At 35.0% G+C, this 21074-nt stretch carries 19 protein-coding genes; 3 read left to right on the forward strand and 16 right to left on the reverse strand.

What is annotated here, in order from left to right; translation table 11 throughout:
* Positions 1-181 precede the first annotated feature (181 nt).
* The 8 genes from RT261_RS11935 to trxB all read right to left on the reverse strand — a co-directional run bounded on the left by RT261_RS11935 (position 182) and on the right by trxB (position 10728).
* On the reverse strand, positions 182-1399 hold the full coding sequence (locus RT261_RS11935; RefSeq protein WP_313132898.1) for a homoserine dehydrogenase: 1218 nt from the start codon (positions 1397-1399) through the stop codon (positions 182-184).
* A 96-nt stretch (positions 1400-1495) separates the two neighbouring features.
* Positions 1496-1936, reverse strand: a complete 441-nt coding sequence (locus tag RT261_RS11940) for an ACT domain-containing protein (protein WP_313132753.1) — start codon at positions 1934-1936, stop codon at positions 1496-1498.
* A gap of 210 nt (positions 1937-2146) precedes the next feature.
* Entirely contained in the window at positions 2147-2617 is a 471-nt protein-coding gene (locus RT261_RS11945; protein WP_313132755.1) for a chemotaxis protein CheW, read from the reverse strand.
* A gap of 38 nt (positions 2618-2655) precedes the next feature.
* Positions 2656-3793, reverse strand: a protein-coding gene (gene prfB / locus RT261_RS11950; protein ID WP_313132756.1) for a peptide chain release factor 2 whose coding sequence is annotated in 2 segments (ribosomal slippage) — positions 2656-3717 and positions 3719-3793 — 1137 coding nt in all. Because the reading frame shifts where the segments join, the coding sequence is not laid out codon by codon here.
* Between the two features lie 257 nt (positions 3794-4050).
* Positions 4051-6618 carry a preprotein translocase subunit SecA gene (secA, locus tag RT261_RS11955; RefSeq protein ID WP_313132758.1) on the reverse strand — a complete coding sequence of 856 codons (2568 nt, stop codon included), beginning with the start codon at positions 6616-6618 and terminating at the stop codon, positions 4051-4053.
* 347 nt (positions 6619-6965) lie between these two features.
* Positions 6966-7493 (reverse strand): ribosome hibernation-promoting factor, HPF/YfiA family, encoded by a 528-nt coding sequence (gene hpf, locus RT261_RS11960; RefSeq protein WP_313132759.1) that lies wholly within the window; start codon positions 7491-7493, stop codon positions 6966-6968.
* Between the two features lie 777 nt (positions 7494-8270).
* On the reverse strand, positions 8271-9572 hold the full coding sequence (locus RT261_RS11965) for a C40 family peptidase (RefSeq protein WP_313132760.1): 1302 nt from the start codon (positions 9570-9572) through the stop codon (positions 8271-8273).
* Positions 9573-9804: 232 nt separating this feature from the next.
* Entirely contained in the window at positions 9805-10728 is a 924-nt protein-coding gene (gene trxB, locus RT261_RS11970) for a thioredoxin-disulfide reductase (protein ID WP_313132762.1), read from the reverse strand.
* Positions 10729-11056: 328 nt separating this feature from the next.
* Between trxB and RT261_RS11975 the strand changes: the two genes are divergently transcribed.
* A complete protein-coding gene (locus tag RT261_RS11975) occupies positions 11057-11233 on the forward strand; it encodes a YjfB family protein (RefSeq protein WP_313132764.1) in 177 nt (58 codons plus the stop codon).
* A gap of 71 nt (positions 11234-11304) precedes the next feature.
* Here the strand turns inward: RT261_RS11975 and RT261_RS11980 are convergent, their stop codons facing one another.
* The gene (locus RT261_RS11980; RefSeq protein ID WP_313132765.1) at positions 11305-12375 is read right to left on the reverse strand and encodes a CPBP family intramembrane glutamic endopeptidase; all 1071 of its coding nucleotides are present in this window, start codon (positions 12373-12375) and stop codon (positions 11305-11307) included.
* A 65-nt stretch (positions 12376-12440) separates the two neighbouring features.
* On the reverse strand, positions 12441-13031 hold the full coding sequence (locus RT261_RS11985; protein ID WP_313132766.1) for a class I SAM-dependent methyltransferase: 591 nt from the start codon (positions 13029-13031) through the stop codon (positions 12441-12443).
* A 309-nt stretch (positions 13032-13340) separates the two neighbouring features.
* Here RT261_RS11985 and RT261_RS11990 point away from each other — a divergent pair, with 309 nt between their 5' ends.
* A complete protein-coding gene (locus tag RT261_RS11990; protein ID WP_313132768.1) occupies positions 13341-14045 on the forward strand; it encodes an acyl-[acyl-carrier-protein] thioesterase in 705 nt (234 codons plus the stop codon).
* 124 nt (positions 14046-14169) lie between these two features.
* Positions 14170-15006: a CvfB family protein gene (locus RT261_RS11995; RefSeq protein WP_313132769.1), complete on the forward strand. Its 837-nt coding sequence runs from the start codon at positions 14170-14172 to the stop codon at positions 15004-15006.
* Positions 15007-15111: 105 nt separating this feature from the next.
* Here RT261_RS11995 and RT261_RS12000 read toward each other — a convergent pair whose 3' ends face one another.
* From RT261_RS12000 to flgG, 6 genes are all read right to left on the reverse strand, one after another.
* Positions 15112-15534, reverse strand: a complete 423-nt coding sequence (locus RT261_RS12000; RefSeq protein ID WP_313132771.1) for a flagellar protein — start codon at positions 15532-15534, stop codon at positions 15112-15114.
* Positions 15535-15595: 61 nt separating this feature from the next.
* Positions 15596-16345: a ComF family protein gene (locus RT261_RS12005; RefSeq protein ID WP_313132772.1), complete on the reverse strand. Its 750-nt coding sequence runs from the start codon at positions 16343-16345 to the stop codon at positions 15596-15598.
* 11 nt (positions 16346-16356) lie between these two features.
* The gene (locus RT261_RS12010) at positions 16357-17268 is read right to left on the reverse strand and encodes a nucleotidyltransferase family protein (protein WP_313132773.1); all 912 of its coding nucleotides are present in this window, start codon (positions 17266-17268) and stop codon (positions 16357-16359) included.
* 222 nt (positions 17269-17490) lie between these two features.
* The gene (recD2, locus tag RT261_RS12015; RefSeq protein WP_313132775.1) at positions 17491-19713 is read right to left on the reverse strand and encodes an SF1B family DNA helicase RecD2; all 2223 of its coding nucleotides are present in this window, start codon (positions 19711-19713) and stop codon (positions 17491-17493) included.
* A gap of 117 nt (positions 19714-19830) precedes the next feature.
* Complete coding sequence (locus RT261_RS12020; protein WP_313132776.1) at positions 19831-20163, reverse strand: rod-binding protein; 333 nt, start codon at positions 20161-20163, stop codon at positions 19831-19833.
* A gap of 32 nt (positions 20164-20195) precedes the next feature.
* Entirely contained in the window at positions 20196-21011 is an 816-nt protein-coding gene (gene flgG / locus RT261_RS12025; RefSeq protein WP_313132777.1) for a flagellar basal-body rod protein FlgG, read from the reverse strand.
* Positions 21012-21074: the final 63 nt, after the last annotated feature.

Below are 21074 nucleotides of genomic sequence, written 5' to 3' on the forward strand. Positions count from 1 at the left end.
CATTCTTTTCAAACATTCTTCAAACATTCTTTTCAAACATTCTTCAAACATTCTTTTCAAACATTCTTTTACAAGTATTTTTTAACACTTCAAGCATAGTTAAGTCAAGCGGATATTTACATATCCGCATATTTCCATGGATATAACTTCAATCCATACTTTGTCTATCCTCACGGGAATGTCAAAATCGAACTCGAATCATGCTTACAATATCTTTTAAATTCGCTGCTTTTTCACTATATTCAGCTTCTGTCATAGGTTCTGTAATAAATGCAAATTCTCCCGTTACATCCTTGGCTTTTACTACTTGAACCTGACCAAACATTTTAGTAACTTCTGCTTTTGTTTCCTCATTATCCCTGCCAATCCGTACAAAAAATCTATGTGAGCTCTTCTTTATACTTATTAAATCAAGCTTCTTATTGCTCCATATAGTCATAATATTGGTTCCCAGATGTTTTGTGGCATCCACTACATCGGCTACCACTGCACTGGCTGTAGGAAGTTTGCCTGCACCACTGCCATAAAACATAACATCGCCAATTACATTACCTCTGACAAATATTCCATTAAATACATCATTTACGCTATAAAGGGGATGGTTGGCATTTATCATCATCGGTGCCACCATTGCACAAACTCCTTCCCCTTCTTTTCTGCTTGTGCCTAAGAGTTTTATTCTTGCATCCAATTCTTCCGCATATTTAAAATCAATATCTGTAATTTTTGAGATGCCTTCTGTATAAATATCTTCAAAGTCCACCTGCATGCCAAATGCCAGAGAAGAAAGAATTGCAATCTTTCTGCATGCATCATATCCTTCAACGTCTGCTTCCGGATTGCGTTCCGCATATCCTTTTGCTTGGGCTTCTTTTAATGCTGATTCAAAATCCACACCCTCTTCACTCATTTTGGATAAGATGTAATTAGTGGTTCCATTTAAGATACCTGTGATTTCTTCTATTTCATCCGCAGTTAAAGACTGATTTAGAGGGCGTATTATTGGAATTCCTCCGCCAACACTTGCTTCAAATAAAAAGTTGACCTTTTTCTCTTTGGAAAGGGCTAATAATTCAGCACCATGTTTTGCCACCAGCTCTTTATTGGAAGTACACACACTTTTCCCTTTTAAAATAGCTTCTTTTACAAAGGAATAAGCCGGTTCTACACCACCCATAACTTCCACTATGATTTGAACCTCCGGATCATTGACTATAATATTATAGTCATGAACAATCTTATGTTCGATAGGAGTTCCGGGGAATTCCTTTAAGTCTAAAATATATTTTATGTTTATTTCTTTCCCGCATCGCTTATTAATACTGTCTCCATTTATACTTAACACTTCTACAACACCGGATCCTACAGTGCCATATCCTAATATCGCTATATTTACCATTTTCGCCTCTTTTCTGCATAGGACAAGCTGCTCTTGCCACGCTCTCAAAATGTCTTTCCTGCTCTCTAATTGCCCGATTTATTTATCGATTGCTGATTATTCTCTTGCTAATATCTTAAGATAATGAATTCCTTCTAAAGCTTCAATTTCATCAAATATAACTGATGCATCTAAGGTCTGAGGTGGAATCTCAATACTTAAAGTCAAGGAAGCTATACCATTTACCGGAATACTTTGATGTATGGTAAGTATATTGGCATTGTTCTTGGCAACGCAGTTTAATATACATGATAATAAGCCAGGGGTATCATCTACCTGCAGCATAAAAGTAATGGTTTTACCTCTTGCATTCTCGTGAAAGGGAAATATATCATCCTTATACTTATAAAAAGAGCTTCTGCTAATTCCCACTATATCTGCAGCTTCTTGAACCGTTATAACTTTTTCAGAATCTAAAAGTCTTTTTGCCTCTACCACTTTTAGTAATACTTCTGGTACTGCTTTTTTCTTTACAATATAATATTTACCTTCATTCATTCCATTCACCCTTCATCCTCTGGAGTTTTGTTTTTGCAGGAAGTACACATGTCTCTCATAGAAAGATATAGTAACATACTTTATTTTAAATTTCAACTTATTTTTGAATAAATTTTCATTCTATATTCGGAATATACAAAAAGAGTCATCCCAATCTTTCATTTTGAGACAACCCTTTTTATAAATATGGTTTTGATTCGGAAAAGCCCACTATTGATTTTCCATTAAAAGCTCTATATTTTCTTGCTCTTTCTCTGTTAATATCCCATTATGATTAAGAAGTATAATCATACGACCGTTTATATTAGCAATATTCTTTATATAAGATGTATTCTTGCCTTTTACTATAATCGGCGTTTCGCTGATACTTTCATTAGGAATTTCAATAATTTCTTTCACCGCATCTACTTCATATGCCATCATGATATTGTTTGATTTTGTAATTACCAGTTTGGTATTTTCATCAATACCTTTTTCTTCTAACCCAAACTTTTTGCGTAAGCTGTAAACAGGAATTACATCTCCACGTAGATTAATGATTCCTTTTATACATTCCGGTCCATTGGGGACTCTGACAATATCGGTATATTTTTCAATCGCATTTACAATCATAATATCCAAACCGTATTCTTCGTCTCCCAATGCAAATATAACCTGCTTTGTTTGTGCTGATTTTATCATTTGCGTTCCTCCTATCTCATATACTGCAATTTATTATTTTATATATTTTGATTTTGGATTTCATTGGTACTTTTAATATTAATCCATTTTAAGTATTCATTAATAAAAGGATCAATATTCCCGTCCAATACACTGGATGCATTTCCAATCTCCGCATTGGTACGGTGGTCTTTCACCATAGTGTATGGCTGCATAACATAGGAACGTATCTGATTGCCCCATCCGATTTCTTTCACTTCACCACGGATTCCAGACTCTTTCTCTTGATTTTCTTGTTTTCTTAATATATATAATTTCGCTTTTAACATTTGCATTGCTTTATCTTTATTCTGGAACTGAGACCTTTCATTCTGACACTGTACAACAATTCCTGTAGGTATATGAGTAATTCTGATTGCGGAGGAAGTCTTATTAACATGCTGTCCTCCTGCGCCACTGGAACGGTAGGTATCTATTCTTAAATCATCTTCATCAATTTCGATACCCATATCTTCTTCTATATCCGGCATAACATCACAGGACACAAAAGAGGTCTGTCTTTTTCCTGCTGCATTAAATGGAGAAATACGCACCAAACGATGAACTCCATGCTCAGATTTTAGATGTCCATAAGCATTGATTCCGTTGATTTGTATAGTTATGGATTTAATACCTGCCTCTTCTCCATCTAGATAATCCAGTATTTCAGTAGTATAGCCTTTTTTATCCGCCCATTTCTGGTACATTCTTGAGAGCATACTTGCCCAGTCACAACTTTCCGTTCCCCCTGCACCGGCATGGAGAGTTAGTATAGCATTATATTTGTCGTATTCATCGGATAAAAGAGTATTGAGGCGAAGTTCTTCCAGATTCTCTATGAATTTCTTTAATGTTTCCTCTATCTCAGGTATAAGGGACTCATCATTCTCTTCATAGCCCATCTCTATTAAAGTTTCAACGTCCTCATATTGTTGTTTTAAAAAATGATATCCATCAATAATATCTTTTAAATTCTTTAATTCTTTTACATAGCCTTGCGCTTTCTCTGTTGAATCCCAAAAATTAGGTTCCTCCATAATGTGCTCAAGCATGGTCACTCTTTCCTGTTTATTTACCAGGTCAAAGTGAATCCCCCACTTCAATTAAAGGTTTTTCATAAGAACTAAGAGTATACTTTAGTTGATCTAATTCTACCAATATATCACCGCTTTCATTTTATTATTTAATTGTTTTATTCCAAGGTTCGATTTAATATAAGAATCCCAAGATTTAGAAATCTGAGCGAGAATTCAGCAAGCCGAATTTTCGCTCAGAATGACATTTTTTACTCAGATTAATGTGCCTATTCCGGCTGACATACCTTGCCCGGATTCGCATACTTTACTCCCCTTGACATAAATCGTCAACTATATACTTTACTTAAACTAACATGCTTTCACAGTGCATAATTATGCTTAAGCATTCTTTCCATGGCAGTATTTATATTTCTTACCGCTGCCACATGGACATGGATCATTTGGCTGAATCTTTTTACCGACTCTGCGAACCGGTCCTTGTTGAACAGAATCATCTTTGTTGGTTCCAGTCACTTTGGCAACTTGCTCACGTTCTACTTTCTGCTCGATTCTTACATGCATTAAAGCTTTTATTGTGTCTTCACTAATGGCTTCTGTCATTTCATCGAACATTTCAAATCCCATGAATTTATATTCTACTAATGGATCTCTTTGTCCATATGCCTGTAAACCAATTCCCTGACGTAATTGGTCCATATCATCAATATGATCCATCCATTTTCTATCAATAACTCTAAGCAAAACAACACGTTCAATTTCTCTTAACTGTTCTTTTTCCGGGAATTCTGCTTCTTTTACTTCATAAAGTTTTACTGCGTCTTCTTTTAATTTTTGCATTAATGCATTCTTCTTTAATCCGGTTACCTGATCTAAGGTAATTGGCTCTAAAGGAACAATGGGCAGAATATGATTATTTAAATCATCTAAATCCCATTCTTCCGGACTCTGGTCATCACTGATAGACCTGCCTACTGCCTTTTCAATCGTATCGGTAATCATCTTATAGATAGCATCTCTCATGCTTTCGCCGTCAAGCACACGTCTTCTTTCTGCATAGATGATTTCACGCTGGTCATTATTTACCTGATCATATTCAAGTAAATTCTTTCTGATACCAAAGTTATTATTTTCAATACGTTTCTGGGCTTTTTCGATAGCACTGCTTAACATCTTATGTTCAATTTGTTCTCCTTCCGGTAATCCTAAGGAATTGAACATACCCATTAATCTTTCAGATCCGAATAAACGCATTAAGTCATCTTCCAGGGAAATATAGAAACGGGATTCACCAGGGTCTCCCTGACGTCCGGCACGTCCTCTTAACTGATTATCAATACGTCTGGATTCATGACGTTCTGTACCTATAATCTTAAGACCGCCAGCTTCTATTACACCTTCCCCAAGCTTAATATCGGTACCACGTCCAGCCATATTGGTTGCAATAGTAACGGCTCCAAGCTGACCTGCATCAGCTATGATTTCTGCTTCTAATTCATGGAACTTCGCATTCAATACTTTATGAGGAATATTTTTTCTCTTTAATAAATCACTTAATTCTTCGGATGCCTCAATGGTAATCGTACCTACTAATACCGGCTGTCCTTTCTTGTGTGACTCTACGATTTCATTCACAACTGCATTCAGTTTTTCTCTTTTGGTCTTATATACCGCGTCTTGTCTATCATCACGGACAACCGGTAAATTGGTTGGAACTTCAATAACGTCCATTCCATATATTTCTCTGAATTCTTTTTCCTCTGTTAATGCAGTACCAGTCATACCGCATTTTTTCTCATATTTATTAAAGAAGTTCTGGAATGTAATAGTAGCTAAAGTTTTGCTTTCTCTCTTTACCTTAACTTTTTCCTTTGCTTCAATAGCTTGGTGAAGACCATCAGAATAACGTCTTCCAGGCATGATACGACCAGTAAATTCATCAACAATTAAAACTTCATCATCTTTTACTACATAGTCTTTATCCCTAAACATTAAATTATGAGCACGCAATGCTAATATGATATTATGCTGGATTTCAAGATTCTCCGCATCAGCAAGGTTTTCTATATGGAAGAATTCTTCTACTTTTTTTACACCTTCTTCGGTTAAGTTAACATTCTTGTCCTTTTCGTTTACAATAAAGTCACCGGTTTCTTCGATCTCTTCCTTCATAAGTGCGGCCATTTTGGTAAGTTCTGCACTTTCCTTACCGCGAACTAACTGTCCTGCAAGAATATCACATGCTTCATATAATCTGGTAGATTTACCGCTTTGACCGGATATAATAAGAGGTGTTCTAGCTTCATCAATCAATACGGAGTCAACTTCGTCAACGATGGCATAATATAAGCCTCTTTGTACTAGCTGTTCTTTATAAATAACCATGTTATCTCTTAGGTAGTCAAATCCCAATTCGTTATTGGTCGCATAGGTAATATCGCAGTTATAGGCGTCTCTTCTCTCATCATTATTCATGCTGTTTAAAATTACGCCTACTTTTAGACCTAAGAATTCATGTATTTGTCCCATCCACTCAGCATCACGTTTTGCTAAGTAATCATTAACGGTAACAATATGAACCCCTTTACCATCTAAAGCATTTAGATAAGCTGGTAAAGTAGAAACTAATGTTTTACCTTCACCAGTACGCATTTCTGTAATTCTTCCCTGGTGAAGAACTACACCACCAATTAGCTGTACACGGTAATGCCTCATACCAAGAGTTCTTTTTGCAGCTTCTCTTACCACTGCATAAGCTTCCACTATTATGTCGTCTAATGTTTCTCCATTTTTCAGTCTATTTTTAAATTCTAATGTTTTATTCCTTAATTCATCATCTGAAAGTTTCTCCATTGCCGGCTCTAATGCTTCTATTTTATCGACGATTGGATAAACTAACTTTAATTCTCTTTCACTGTGTGTACCAAAAATCTTTTCTAAGAAACCCATATTCTTTCACTCCTGTATTATTTGGATTGGTTCGCTAAATTACAACTTCCCTCATTATATTTATATATGTTTATCAGCATATATTGTATCATTTACATAGATAGTAATCAACTCTTTTTATAATTGTTCATTTTCCGTTCACATTTTTGCTTTCTGTACACAATACCGTAATTTTTTATTTAAAATATAAACAGTTATTGCATAATCTGGAAACCTGTAACAAAAAAAGCTGCCGCATCATACTTATGGATTCAACTTATTGGTTGTCTCCAGCAAAGCTTCTGATACGACAGCTCATTACTAATCCTTAGCAATTAAATTTTTGTATGTTGTAATAAAATTCACTATTAGAATTCCGGTTCAATTAAACCGTAGGTGTTTCCTTTACGTTTGTAGACTACATTAACTTCGTCTGTTTCCGCATTACGATATACGAAGAAATTATGACCTAATAATTCCATCTGAATGCAAGCTTCTTCCGGATCCATAGGTTTGATAGCAAATTTTTTCGTTTTAACAATTTTAATAGAATCATCTTCTGCATAATCGTCTTCAATAAATGACTGATTAAAATTAGCTGCAGCTTGTTTTTGTTCTATTAATTTATTCTTGTACTTTCTTAATTGACGCTCAATAACCTCTTCTACCAGGTCAATGGAAACATACATATCATTGCTGACTTGTTCGGCACGAATAATGGTTCCCTTCATAGGAATAGTTACTTCAATTCTCTGCCTTTCTTTTTCCACACTCATAGTTACATGAATTTCAGTATCAGGAGTAAAATATCTTTCAAGCTTGCCTATCTTTTCATAAACAGCTGATTTTAAACCTTCTGTCACATCAATATTTTTACCGCTAATTATATAACGCATTATGACCAACTCCTTTTAATTCATATTGTATTACTATATAAGTATTATAACACATGGCGGATTATGTGACAAGCAAATAAAAAAAGCCGTTTCCTTTCTTCCTTTCTACCATTTTATTTTATTATTACTGATAATTCTATTTAATCTGTCATTATTTCCCCTAAATTCGAATAATTAGAAAACAAATTCTCTTTTTATTTGACAATATAGGTTAACTGTCACAACAATTAATTTTGCCCTATTTTTATGTTAATTATCATTACTTACAAAACAGATTTTCGTCCTTGACAAGAATTTTACACACGACAGGTGTGGTTAATAATTGTGGATAATGTGGATAACTCGGTGTATAACTCTTTTTTCGTTAAAAATGAACGCTTAAAATTGTGGATAACTTTTGGATGAATGGGGAATAATTTTTCTCCAACTTTATTTTTGACGAACAAATTTTCAAACTTTGTGCACTTTGTACATGTCCCAGTTTGTCAATAGGTCTTTTGCTGCTCTTTTACAAAGAACAAAATTGTATACTATTTGCCAAATATAAATCAATTTTCAAAATATTTAACTACAATTCAAAAAACTCTCCTTTCTTCGATTGTATCCACAATTTGATTTCCTTTTATGAGCCTGGATTGAAATACCATTCTTGGAAGCCGTTTTGGACATTAAAAATGTCATTCTAAACTTAAAGTCCAGAATGACATTTATATATTGTTCTTTTATTATATTTTTATTATAAATTGCTTATTATTTGATACTTTTCGTTATCTGCCATTAAAATACCCTTCTTACAATATAAGGTGTACGATATTTGTAATTAGATATTTTGATTCCATCTCTTTTATTGGAGGCATGTACAATTTTATCATTTCCAATATAAATAGCAACATGATTTACAGTACCGCTGCTGTTACGATAGAAAATCAAATCTCCAGGCTGACGTTCTGATATATCCACAGCGTATCCTGCTGATTGAGATTGTTCTACAGATGTACGTCTAATACTCTTTCCAAAGTGTGAATAAATTGATCGAACAAATCCGGAGCAATCTGCTCCATTGGTTAAGCTTTCCCCACCATAAACATATGGATTTCCAACAAACATAACACCGTATTCTGCTATCTTCTGACCACTTCCGGAACCGCTGCTGGAAGGTTTCTTTGTTTCCGTTGCGGGCTCTTTAGGAGTGTTGGAAGTATTGGATGAAGAATTAGAGGTATTGGAACTTGCTGCTTTCTGGGCTGCTTCTGCCTGTCTCTGAGCTTCTGCCTTTTTGGCTGCTTCTGCTGCTCTTTCTGCTTCTTGTTCTCTAGCAAGTGCTTCTAATCTTTCGATCTCTGCTTGTCTGGCTGCTTCTTCTGCTGCAAGCTTAGCCTGCTCTTCTTCTATAGAGATTGCATATTCAAATTCAACATCTATACTAACAAGCTCCTTGGAAACGAATCCTGTTTCTGCATCATCAATCATGATTTCCGCCCATTCATCATATTCATTAATTACATAATAACTTTCTCCCAAGGGAACCATATTAATAATCTTAGTATCAGTACCTTGTCCTTCTCTTACAAATAAAGTTTCTGTATTAACCGTAGCATATTTAGTTGCAAATTCTCCGATTAAAGCTGCTGCTTCTTCTCCGATTGCTAAATATTCTGCCTTAATATAACCATCTACTTTACCGGAATGAATTTTAACCCATTCACCATCTACTTCTAAAATATCCGTTGCACAGCCGCGATATAATTTACCTGCAATTTCGCTTTCCGTATTCGGCTCTTTTCTGATATTAACATAATCATTAGCAATGGATATACCTAAATTGGCATATGGCGAAACAACTTCTGTCATCTTCTTCGCTTCAGGATTCTCCTTTGAAGAAATAGTTTCTAATATTGCTTCTGCTTCTCCTACCTGATCTTCCGGAACCGCTTCGTAATATTCATCAATCTTTTGGGTAATTCCGGCAATGGGTTTATCAGATGTAATTGTAGAAGCTTTCGCAGTTGCCGCAGTACCTAAGGACAGAAATGCACCGGCAGCGAAAAGGGTTACTTTAACCACGGTTCTATTTATCATATGAAAGTTGACCTCCTTAAAAGATTTCATAGGTGAAAATCTTTAAATCATCTCATTAGTTTAAATAAGTTTTACAAATCAAATATAATTGTTACAAATTTATTAAATTTCTGAGGTCATTATATCAAACTATACTACGTCTGTCAACTGTTAATATGGTAAAAACATGGTTAATTATGCCCAATTAATTTAATAATTCAGAATATTTCTAGTTATTTTGCAAGAATTTTGATTAAAGGGTATTTAAATACTTTTCTACCGCTGTAATAGCATTAGCTCCATCTGATGCTGCGGTAATAATTTGTCTCAGTTCTTTTGTACGGATATCCCCTGCTGCAAATACACCGGGTACATTAGTTTTACAATCTTCCCCTGCAATAATATATCCGTTTTTGTCCATATTAATGGCTTCCTTGTAAACTTCTGAGGTTGGAATATTGCCTACTGCAACAAATACACCATCTATCTCCAGTGTTTTAGATTCTTCTGTTTTTATATTCTTAATTTCTAATTGAGATACCTGATCCTCTCCTAGAATCTTTTCAACTACTGTATCCCAAAGAACTTCAACATTTTCCATAGAAACAAGTTTGGAAGCATAGCTTTTTGCCGCTCTGAATTCATCTCTTCTATGAATTACATATACTTTTTTACATAGTCTTGCTAAGAATATTGCATCCTCCACTGCCACATCTCCGCCGCCCACTACTGCAGTCACTTTATTCCTAAAGAAGGCACCATCACAAGTAGCACAATAAGATACCCCTAAACCGGACAATTTTTCTTCGCCCTCAACCATGAGCTTACGTGGTTTTGCTCCTGCTGCAATAATTACCGTTTTAGCTGAATAGGAAGTACCCTCATCCAAAGTTACTTTTTTAATATCATTTTCCACTTCAAACTTCACAACTTCACCGGTAATGAAATTCATATTTAATTTATCACAATGTTCTCTAAACTTAGTTCCTAAATCAAACCCACTGATGCCTGGAATTCCAGGATAATTATCTACTTCATAGGTATTAATAATTTGTCCGCCGCTCATAGGGGCTTTCTCAATAATTATTGTATCTAATTCTGCTCTTCCCGCATAAATTGCTGCTGCCAAACCTGCTGGACCGGAGCCTATAATAATTAAATCATAAATTTTATTCATAATAAATAAACCTGCCTTTCTTCAATGCCTGCAAACCTTAGGGTCGCAGAACACAAATTAGCAATAGCACCATTTTAGCTCTTTAATCTTTTCTTTCTGGGACTAAAAAACTCTTTTCCTATTACTAAAAATATACTATAATAAAAGTGGTAAAGGATTTGCAAACTTACATTCAAAATCCTAAATCTAGCATTAAGATCATGAAACGCTTTTTGTTCATGATATGATGTATTATAACATATTATAACAATCAAGAACAATCCTATTCGATTTTTCTTTGATGTATGTTATGCAGCACCTAAATTTCTACGAAAGAGGAGGTGTACTCATGGATGTTGCTTTGACATCAATGGCACTTAGTCAATCACAATTAATGACTAATGTTAGTATTGCAGTACTAAAAAATAGCTTGGATACGGTAGAAGTCTCCGCAGACAGCATGATAAAAATGATGGAACAGTCCGTTGCTCCTAACGTGGGCCAGACTATTGATATTAAATTATAATATCAGGAAAAGCTAAGTATAACAAAAGGCTATTGGTAATAACAAATGTTATTTCAATAGCCTTTTTTATATTAAGAAAGAATATGACTAATATAAATTGACAGGGATGTGTTTATCTCATCTATAGTAGGAGCAGGCATCTGACTAATGATTTCAGAAGAAATCATTAGTATTAAGCATACAAGGATACCGATTAACAGACTTACTGTTATCAACCGTTTCTTTTGTCCATAAGGCGGGTTATTTTCTATAGTATCCTGAAAAGAGCTTAATTCCATATTTTCGTCTTTTTTAAATATACCTTTTATAAAGCCCCATCTTCCCGAATTCTTTGCGATGGCACGATAAACAATAAAGGCCAAAACGCTTCCAATAAGTGCTGGAAAAGCATAAGTCCGGAGAACAAAATTTAAGTCCATCTGAATGCTTGCCTGAATGGCTTCTATGGATTCTGTGGAATTAAAATATCCCGGTCCATAAACTTTTTCAAACAGTTCCATCATTTTAGGGTATAAATACATAATTAATACCGAGTTCCCATTTATAAAGAAATGAACTATCATGGTTGACAGAATGGAATCCGTGGCTTCTATCAGTAAGGCGAATATCATACCCATAACAAATGCATAGGAAAATTGATTAAAGTTCATATGCATGATTCCAAAAAGAAATGCACTTAATAGGATGCCTTTGATTGGACTGACTTTTCTATACTCATTATAAAATATCCCACGATAAACCGTTTCTTCCAGTATACATGGTATAAAGGCAATAACAAACAAACTTATAATAAAACCATTATTAGAAACAATATTCTCCATAACCCCGACTGTGTCATTCTCTACAAAAAGCATTGATATGGCATTGATTAAAGTCATTAAGGGAGAAATTAAATAAGAAAATATAATAATTAAGATTACATTGGAGACCTTAATTTTATTAAACCGGATGGCTTTTCCTATACTGTTTTTACTAAGCGCCAGATATATTGCGGAGGGAAGTACTAAAATTATTTGTGAAACCAGCAGTATTATAAAATAATTGTCTGTATAATTATAAATCCATTGATTTATGAAATGTCCTACTAAAGAAAGTGCTACTGTGGCAAAAAATACGAAATTGATTGTTCTTACTCTATTCATTAACCTGCTCCTGTCTTTCCATTTTGTAACTACTATTTTACATAAGACTATATAAAAACCATTTATTATAGTCCTGCTTTCCTCACTATAATATTTAACCAGCTATCTTCCTCACGCTCTGGTCTAAGGTCGGAGGTCTTCCACATCTCTATAATTTCCAAATCCCTATGTTCTTCCAGAATTTCTTCCATATCATGAAATTTGTAATCAGCAAAATAACGACCATTGCGATAACCTTGAAAATCTCCATATTTAAAAGACATATATAATAATCCGCCCGGATTTAAACTGTCCGATACCTTACCCAAGATTCCATGTAATTGTTCCGGTGTAGTATGTAATAGAGAAGCACACGCCCAAATACCATCAAAAACTTGTTGAAAATCCAACTCGTTAAACTGCATATTAAGTACATCCTGTCCAATATGTATGGAGGCAAGCTGGCATAATTCCTCAGAACCATCCATTGCAGTAACGTCAAAACCTTTATTAATAAAATAAAGGCTATCTCTTCCTGAACCGCAGCCTAAATCCAGTACAGTACCTGCCTCTGGCAGGAAGGAAATAAACTTTTCTAAATGTTCTTCCATATTCAAATCTACTGTATTTTCAAAATATATATTGGCGTATTTATTATAGTAATCAATCGAGTCCAACCAAAACCTTCCTTTCGAATTAAAGCAATACTCTTATTATTTTGATATGATATTCTAATTATATACTATATGGTCAAGAATTTCATTAATTTTATAGAATAAATTTAGTCTTATCGATATAATTCCTAAATATACCTTCTTCTAAAAAAAACATATCAAATCAATTAAAATGATGTTATAATAGAAAATGGAATAAAGAAAATGAAAGACACATAACACATGTAAGCTAATTTATGAATTTTAGAGAAAGCAGCCAAGTCATAAACACGCTTCATGTATAATACAGGGTTTATAAAAAGGAGTACAACAATGTATAGTTTCAAAAGCCGCGTTCGTTATAGCGAGGTTGATAAAAATAAAAAAATGGATTTAACCTCAATTATAAATTATTTTCAGGATTGCAGCACCTTTCAGTCAGAAGACATAGGATTAGGCATTGGTTATCTTGCTGATAAGAAACGTGTATGGTTATTAAATTCCTGGCAGATTATTGTGAACCGTTATCCTGTTTTAGGTGAAGAGATTACTACTTCAACCTGGGCTTATGATTTTAAAAGTATGTACGGTTATCGTAATTTTATGATTCAGGATTCTGATGGAGAAGTTGCTGCCGTTGCCAATTCCATTTGGGTATATCTTGACTCTGAAACATACCGTCCTGTTAAAGTTGCTGAAGAAGAGGTACGAGGTTATTTAGCTGAAGAAAAATACAATATGGAATATGCGCCCCGTAAAATAGATATACCTGAGAAGCTTACCGGATTAACACCCTTCCCTGTCATCCGCGCCAATATTGATACTAATAATCATGTAAACAATGGGCAATATATAAAAATGGCAGAAGAATTTTTATCCCTGGGCTTTCAATTTAAGCAAATGCGTGCAGAATACAAAATGTCAGCTGTACTGGGTGATACTATAGTTCCTTACATTTCGAAAGAAGATAATAAATGTACCATAGTGCTGTCAAACACAGAGGACAAGCCCTATACCATTATAGAATTTACGCAATAGGATAATACTATTTATTAGAAATATGAATAAAAGTCTTTAAAAATTACATTTTGATTTTTATAATTTCTTAAACACATATTATATGTGAATATCATTTCATAAAAATGTTACAGTAGGAGGTTTTATGATAAAATTAGGAGAAGTTCAGATTCTGAAGGTTGTTAAGACTTCTGATCACGGAGTATATTTAGGAGAAACTGTAAATAGCGATGACAGAGTACTCTTACCAAAAAATCAGATACCTAAGGATATAAAGATTGGCGAGGAAATTGAAGTATTTATATACAAGGATTCTGAAGACAGAATCATAGCAACAACCACTATTCCTGAATTAACATTAGGAAAAACCGCATTATTAAGAGTGAAAGAAGTAACCTCCATTGGTGCATTCCTTGATTGGGGACTGGCAAAAGATTTATTGCTGCCATTTAAGGAGCAGACCGCAAGAGTTCATACCGGAGAAGATGTCTTAGCTGGACTCTACATTGACAAAAGCAATCGTCTATGTGCTACCATGAAAGTATACGATTATCTTTCATGTAATTCTCCGTATAAAAAAGACGACCGTGTCATAGGAATCGTTTACGAAATCATAGACGCTTTCGGAGCTTTTGTTGCAGTTGATAACCTTTATTGCGGTTTAGTACCCGTTAAAGAACTGCATCGTCCATTAAAAGCAGGAGATAGTGTAGAAGCAAGGGTAATCCATGTAAAAGAAGACGGTAAATTAGATTTAAGCCTTCGAGAGAAAGCTTATGTCCAAATGGATGCAGATGCTGATTTGATTTTCAAAAAGCTGCAAGAAGCCGGAGGTTTTTTACCCTATCACGATAAAACAGATTCTGAAGTAATAAAAGCAGAATTCAGTCTAAGCAAAAATGCTTTCAAACGTGGTATTGGCCGTCTTCTTAAAGAAGGCCGCATTCAAATTACCGATTCCGGTATCAGCGAAATCAAATAAGAGACCTTTATGGTAAAGAACAAAACTCCGAAATGCAGGACCTGCTTGTTAAAAGCAATCCGGCACTTTCGGAGTTTATAATTTACCGCAAATTGTTACTTGGATTTAATCGGTTTCTTTGTTATCCAGAAAACGCATTTTAGCATTTTCTTTGTAATCTTTTCTTTTTTGTACCGATTGCGCTTCCGGCTCTCTGTAAATATTATTTAAATTGTTTGCCAGTTTATCTTTGCAGGATTGACAAAAGCGTCCGGTACGAATCATGGTACCACATTTTTCACATTCTATGCCAACGGCAGAGTTATCCGCAAAGGCAAGTCTCTCTTCTCTTATCCACTTTCTTATCTGGCCAGGCGTTACATCATTCTCTTCAGAAACTTCTTGTATACCAGCTCCCGGATGATCATAAAGATATGACTTCACTTTTCCAAACTTATCATCCAACTTCTTTGAACAATTGGGACATAAATCGGATACCCCTATATAATTAAATAATTTACCGCATTCTCTACAATTTCTAACATCCATTTCTATATCCTCGCTCCTTTCAAGGTCTTTGAAATAATAAAATTTCTTCAACCCTTTTTCCTTAGTATCCTTTTCCAATGCAAATACTTATAAAATAAACTTCTTCGATTCCATTTTGCAATAAGATTCCCGTGCACGCTTCTATGGTGCTTCCTGTAGTATATATATCGTCAACTAGCAAGACTTTACGAACTTTTCTATTATATTTCCTTTCGTATTGAAGCAGCTCTTCTTTGGAAAAAGTAAATGCTTTCAAAAGGTTCTTCAATCTTTCTTTATCATTTAATTGTTTCTGTGGCAACGTTTTACGGTCCCTTTCTAGAAGATGAGAAATAACCGGTATATTCATTTTCTCACCGATTCCTTTTGCCAGGATTTCAGCTTGGTTATAACCTCTTTGTATTTGCTTGGATTTATGAATGGGCACTGGCACCAAAACATCCGGTGCAATTTTCTGAATTTCTGTACGAAATTTATTAACTAATTCTTCTGTATAGAAATCACTATATTCCCGCCTTCCATGAAATTTAAAATCCCCTATGGATTTTTTCATGTTAGTATCATAAACCCATAATGCAAAACCTTTTTTATACTGATGACGTTTTGTAAAACAGTCCAGACAGTATTCTATTTCTTCAGAATCTATAGGTTTACTGCATTTTTTACATCGAGGTTCTTCTATAGGTATCAATTTAGATTTACATGGTGGACAAGCTAATTCTCCTCTAGGAACTACTATCTTCCCACAGATGGGACATCTTCTTGGATACAGTAAATTGGTAATTGTCTTTAGTAAAATATTCTCCCTCATCGTCACCTATTCTAATAAAGTTTTACAGGATAAACCCCTTTATCAACCAATGCCTGAATTGAATCTGCAACTAATTGTTTATCTTCTTTATAAGTTACACCAAACCATTTGTCTGTGGTTTTTAGCACATGTACTTCTGCTTTTCCCTCTTTAATGAGATTGCCAACTACTTCCGGAAGTAAGTATTCTGCTTTTAATTCTGTACCATTCTTCTTAAGGAATTCTACGAATCCTGTTTCCAGCTCTTTTAAGAAATCCGGAGTAAAGCCCCACATATTCATTGAAACAGCACTGTTAATATCAATTTCAATTGGATTTCCTGCTTTATTCGCGGCTACCGCTTTATCCCCTTCTTGTTTTATTCCGCTGGTTTCAACAATATCTACTAAGATTCCCTGGTCATTTACCTTGCATACGCCTCTGGTAACAGTACCGTTTTCACTTAAGGTATTGCCAAGTATAAAACCAGCCATGCATACATCGTATTTATTGGAATTGTTTGTACTGCTTACTAAATAATCGTGAATCTTAACGAAAGCATCTTTACCATAGTAATCATCTGCATTAATAACTGCAAATGGTTCCTTTATTGCATCGATACAGCTTAATACAGCTTGTCCCGTTCCCCATGGCTTTGTTCTATCAGCCGGTTTTGTAAAGCCTTGAGGGAGATTATCAATTTCTTGAAATACGTATTCTGCTTCAATCTTTGTTTCAATACGATTTCCTATAACTTCTTTAAAATCTTTCTCTAAATCTTTTCTTATAATAAACACTACCTTATTAAATCCAGCTTCTATAGCATCATGAATGGAATAGTCCATAATGATTTCTCCACTGGGTCCTACAGGTTCTAACTGTTTAATTCCACCAAATCTGCTGCCTAACCCTGCAGCCATTATAACCAATGCTGTCTTTTTCATAATACTTTCTTTCCTTTCCAATCATTGTTATTTCATTATATACTACATTGCTATTTCATTATATTATACCTTATTGTCATTAAAAATGCACCTATATTTTTATACGCAGTTCTATACTTACTTAGAACAAACTGATTTACACCAGTTTTGTCCCTTGCTGTCACATCTCTATCCTTCTAAAACAAGACCTTTCTGTCCTCTATCTATAAAAGCTGCTGTCCACTATAAACCTTGTAATTCCTGTATTCTATCAGATAAGCTGGAGTACCTGTGCTGCTCGCTTTCGTTATCGATCATTACCTGTATTGTTTTCTCACTGCCCACTATAACTACACAGTCTTTGGCACGTGTTACAGCCGTATATAGGAGATTTCGGTTAAATAGCATTCTCGGTCCTGATAATAGCGGCATTATAACGGCAGGATATTCACTTCCTTGAGATTTATGAATAGTAATGGCATATGCCAATTCCAGCTCTTCTAGCTGACTAAAGGTATATTCCACCATTCTGCCCTCATCAAATTCAATGGTAACCAGTTCCGCAAATAAATTAATTTCTTTAATAACTCCCATATCCCCATTAAATACACCGGTTCCATTCTCTGTTGTGATACCGTATTTACTCTTTATCTCCCAGGCGAGCTGATAATTGTTTTTAATCTGCATTACCTTATCCCCCTCCCGGAAGATACCGTTGTGGAATTCTTTTTCTCTTTTATTCTCATTCGGTGGATTAATATACTGCTGCAATATTTGATTTAACCGCTCTACACCTAATTCTCCTTTTCTCATAGGAGTTAATACCTGAATATCGAAGGTAGTGGCATTTACGTATTTGGGGATTTTCTGACCCACAAGGGTAATTATATTTTGAATGATAATATTAGTATTATCTCTTTTTAACAGGAAAAAGTCTTTACTTTTGTTATCCATCTTTATACTTTCTCCAGCATTGATTTTATGGGCATTCACAATAATATCACTTTCCGATGCCTGCCTGAAAATCTTAGTCAGCTTGACTACATTGAAGTTATGAGAATTAATAATATCCTTTAATACATTTCCGGGTCCAACGGAAGGAAGCTGATTAATGTCTCCAACCAATATCAAACGTGTCCCTACGGTAATGGCTTTTAATAAAGAATTCATTAGAGTGATATCCACCATTGACATTTCATCTATAATAATAACATCCGTTTCTAACGGATTGGCTTCATTTCTTTCAAAAAGTAACTTACTATCTAAATCACCGGACATTCTTGAAATCTCTAACAATCGGTGAATAGTTCTGGCTTCATAACCTGTTGTTTCCGTCATTCGTTTGGCTGCTCTTCCGGTAGGTGCAGCCAATAAAATATCCATTCCCTCCGCTTCAAAAAAACGGATAATAGCATTTATGGTTGTGGTTTTACCAGTACCCGGTCCACCTGTAAGTACTAAAATACCATTTCTGGCCGCTTCTATTACGCCAGTTCTTTGTAACTCATCCAATTCAATTTTAAACTGTTTCTCTACGGAAACTAATCTTTGTTCAATTTCTGTTATTGTAAAATCATACTTTATATTTAAGTCACACAACATCTTTGCTGTATTTAATTCCATGTAATAAAGGCTGGTACCATAGATTAACTTTTTGCCTTCTGCCTCACGAATCATAATCTTTCGGTCCATAGCTAAATCTATTATGTGATGGTCCATGCTCTGGGCAGCTATTCCTAATAACTCTGTGGTTTTGTACTTTAGTATATCCTCTGGTAAATAAACATGCCCCGCCCCGCTGGCTTGCAGCAGTACGTACAAAATACCTGCCTTGATTCTATAATCTGAACTAACCCCAATTCCTACTTTGGCGGCAATTTCATCAGCTAACTTAAAACCGATTCCACTAATATCCTCTGCCAATCGATATGGATTTTCTTTTACCACATCATACATCTTTTGCCCGTATTCTTTATATATCTTCACCGCAAATGCATTTGATATGCCATATTGTTGTAAAAATAGCATGGCATCACGCATATCCTGTTTCTCTTCAAATTGACTTGCTATTTCTCTTGCCTTTTTTTCACTGATGCCTTTTACTTCCGCAAGCCTTTCCGGTTCTTCTTTCATTACTCGAAAAGTATCTTCCTTGAACCTTCTGACAATGCGGGCAGCAAGGGCGTTTCCGATACCTTTAATGGCTCCGGAACCTAGATAACGCTCTATAGAATCTAAATCTTCCGGCTTTTTAAATTCATAACTTTCCACCTGGAATTGTTCACCATATATCTGATGTTCTATATAACTTCCACTGGCTTTGATAAAATCTCCTTCACTAATAAAAGTAAAAGAACCCACGCAAGTGATTTCTACATCATCATTTATCAAAGACAATACCGTATATCCATTTTCCGTATTCCGAAAGACTATTTTTTCTACACAGCCTTCTAAAATTTCAGCCACCGAGTCACCTCCTTAAGAGTAAAAAAGGAGCAGCTATGTAGATAACCGCTCCTTTTATGTATGCTATTAAAATAGCATGCTATCTATTAGCATACTCTTTAAACAGCATGCTTTCTTTTAATTTCTTTTCATTGATTCATAAAGCATTTGTGCGATGCCTAATTCTCCGCTTTCCGTAATGTTCTCCGAATACTTCTGATAGAGCATATCTCCAAAATAATTCATATAATCATTTTCTTCTTCATTATTGGGAACCGTTTTTCTCATTGCTTTGATTACTTGTTCCACAAAATATGTTTCAAAGCTTTTACAAGCTTCCATTAGATCCTCGTCCGGCATCTTATTTAAGTCATTATCTTTTAATTTCGATTCCAGCTTCTTAGTACTTGAAGTCTCCATATTGGAAACAGGAAGCTGAAACGTTGAACCGCTTCCGATTGCTATACTCATAATAGTAACCCCGACTTTCCTCTTACCGTATATTATCTACGTAAATTGTTGGCCTGCTGCAGCATTTCATCTGTTGCTATTATTGTCTTAGAGTTCATTTCATAAGCTCTCTGGGCAACAATTAAATCCACCATCTCATTTACTGCCTGCACATTGGATCCTTCTAAGTATCTTTGAATCACTTTACTTTCTGTTACATTAGGATCTTCTGTTTCTAATCTGGCTTCCCCTGAACTTTCTGTAGGTTTTAATATACTATTGGATACTTTTTCTAAACCTGCCGGATTATTAAATTGAGCAAGTCCAATTCGCATCTTGAGTGGCTCTTCCTCTCCTGTTTCGCCTTTATAAGTAAAATTACCTCTATCATCTATCTCAATTAAAGAGGTATTATACTCTGAAGGGAACACGATAGGATTACCGTCTGTATCTAATACCGGGCGTCCTTCCGCAGTTGCCAGGGTAGTACCTTCTGTACCTATGGAAAGACCAAAAGAACCGTTTCGGGTATACCCTACACTACCGTCTTCCATCTGAATCATAAAAAATCCTTGCCCTTGTATTGCAAAATCATAATCATTGCCTGTTTCAAGCAAAGTTCCTTGTGAGTACTTGGATACAATAGCTGAGGTTCTTACACCTAAGCCTGCCTGAATTCCCACCGGCTTTAATTCACCATTGGCATCCGTAGAGTTTGCCTGAATAGTTTGATATAATAAAGATTTAAATTGTGCTGCTTCTTTTTTATAACCTGTTGTATTAATATTAGCTAAGTTATTAGATATAGTATCAACATTGGTCTGCTGTGTCTGCATACCAGATGCTGCTGTCCAAAGTGAACGCATCATAATCTTCTCAAGTCCTTTCTTTTGTACATCAGTTAAATATTATCTAAAAATAATTTATTACAC

Source organism: Anaerocolumna sp. (assembly GCF_032079385.1).
GTDB lineage: Bacteria > Bacillota > Clostridia > Lachnospirales > Lachnospiraceae > Anaerocolumna.